General features: G+C 39.7%; 1 protein-coding gene and 1 pseudogene. Both read right to left on the bottom strand.

The genetic code is table 11. The annotated features are described in order from the left end of the window. Positions 1–276: pseudogene (locus HC175_RS18405) on the bottom strand (RagB/SusD family nutrient uptake outer membrane protein); the annotation flags it as partial. Between the two features lie 5 nt (positions 277–281). Beyond that, positions 282–461 (bottom strand): hypothetical protein (locus HC175_RS18400; protein WP_168139683.1); only part of this gene is annotated, 180 nt, incomplete at its 5' end.

Raw genomic sequence — 461 nt, 5'->3', positions numbered from 1 at the left:
ATCCATTCTTGCTTCAAGGACAAACCTGTTAGAGTTCGCATTAGAAGTTGCATTATCAGAAAACACCTCTCCAAGAATGATGAAATCCCTTCCGTAGTAAGAAGATGACGTCAAACGGTCATAAGCTCCAAGTAATACTGCTTCTAAATCGTTCACAGTATTAATACTTGCTTCAATACTTTTGTCCTGCGCCAGTGTTGGATCGAGATCCTCTTCGCTACATGAGGTAGCGACTCCAAAACCCAGGACCATTAACAATAAATATTTTATTTTCATTTTCATTAGAATTTTAAGTTAACACCTACAGTATAAGATTCAACAGGTGGCGTAGTCAAGGTGGTGTATCCAATAGCCTGAACTTCAGGATCCAACTTTAAACCATCATCTTTCAACCAGGTAGCAACATTTGTACCGCGAAGACTAATTGTCAAGCCATCGAGACCAATTGTTTCGGCAACCCT

The sequence above is a fragment of the Salinimicrobium oceani genome (assembly GCF_012037645.1).
The sequence above is the reverse complement of the archived record's forward strand: the minus strand, read 5'-3'. Positions and strand labels throughout refer to the sequence as shown.